This window comes from Neisseria sp. P0021.S005, from assembly GCF_051956955.1.
In genome coordinates, this window is sequence record NZ_JBQCWY010000736.1 from 1 (window position 1) to 1,466 (window position 1,466).

Genomic DNA, 1,466 nt, shown 5'->3' on the forward strand with positions numbered 1-1,466 from the left:
GCCTAATTGTCCGCCGCCAAGAATGCCGAGCATAGCAGGAGGGAGGATGGGGGATGTGTTCATGGATAATCGCTTTATGAAGAAATTGGGTAGGGTGTTTGCAGGCCGTCTGAAAATGGTTTTACGGCTTCAGACGGCCTGATGTTTTAAAGTTTGCCGATAAATTGCGGAGGAACGTTTTCAGTTAACCATACGCCGTTGTCCGCCAGATAAAATTGGTGTCCTGCCGCAAGCATGGCGACAGTGTCGATGGTCAATACAAGCGGCTTGCCGTGGCGGGAGCCGACGTTGACGGCTGTTGCAGCATCGGCAGACAGATGGACAAAATGGCGCGAGGCAGAATGCAGGCCTTGTTCCAAAATAGATGGAACAGAGCGCTCAGCCGTACCGTGATACAAAATCTGAGGAGGCGTTGCCACTTTGTGTTCAACCTGAACTTGTGCCGTCGAATGACCTTGTGCCGCGCGGATGCGTTTGCCGTCTTCAGAAAGGGTAAACCGTTTTTTATCGTTTTTTTCGACCACTTCCAATAATATTTCGTAGGTCAGCGGATTGCCCATAAAGCTGCGCTCGGGATGGTTTACCTGTGTCAACAGGGTATCAATATCCACCCAGCCGTCTTTATCCAAAGTAATGCCGATTTGCTCGGGATGATGGCGCAAGATAAAGCTGAGGAATTTGCTGATGGATTTTAGTTGTTTTTCTTTTAGTATCATAATCTTGTTGTTTAGTCATTTCAGAGCGCAGGCCGTCTGAAAATTATTTATCCAACCCTTCTTGCACCATTTGCGCTGCGCGGATCACGGCGCGGGCTTTGTTTTGGGTTTCCTGCCATTCGGAGGTTGGGTCGGAGTCGGCAACTACGCCTGCGCCGCTTTGCACGAAGAGGGTATTGTTTTTAATCACGGCAGTGCGGATGGCAATGGCCAGGTCCATGTCGTTGTTGAAACTCCATACGCCGACTGCGCCGCCGTAGATGCCGCGTTTGCTCGGTTCGACTTCTTCGATGATTTCCATGGCGCGGACTTTAGGCGCGCCGGAAAGTGTGCCTGCCGGGAAGGTAGCGGCGAGGATGTCCATGTTGGTCATGCCGTCTTTCAGACGGCCTTCGACGTTAGAGACGATGTGCATCACATGGGAATATTTTTCAATCACCATTTTGTCGGTAACTTTGACTTCGCCGGTTTTACTGATGCGGCCGACATCGTTGCGTCCTAAGTCAATCAACATGACGTGTTCGGCAATTTCTTTGGCATCGCTCAGCAGGTCTTGTTCGTTGGCAAGGTCTTCGGCTGGTGTTTTGCCGCGCAGGCGTGTACCGGCGATAGGACGGACGATAACATCGTCGCGTTCGCGGCGGACGAGGATTTCGGGCGAAGAGCCGACAATATGGAAATCGCCGAAATCGTAGTAGAACATATACGGCGATGGGTTCAGCGTACGCAGGGCGCGGTAGAGGGCAAGCG

2 protein-coding genes are annotated in these 1,466 nt (G+C 51.8%); both read right to left on the reverse strand.

The window, feature by feature from the left end; genetic code table 11:
* Positions 1-146 precede the first annotated feature (146 nt).
* The gene (locus ACTHUE_RS18840; protein WP_107769433.1) at positions 147-716 is read right to left on the reverse strand and encodes an RNA 2'-phosphotransferase; all 570 of its coding nucleotides are present in this window, start codon (positions 714-716) and stop codon (positions 147-149) included.
* Between the two features lie 43 nt (positions 717-759).
* The coding region (locus ACTHUE_RS18845; RefSeq protein ID WP_440424161.1) for an anthranilate synthase component I family protein at positions 760-1,466 on the reverse strand (707 nt) is incomplete at its 5' end.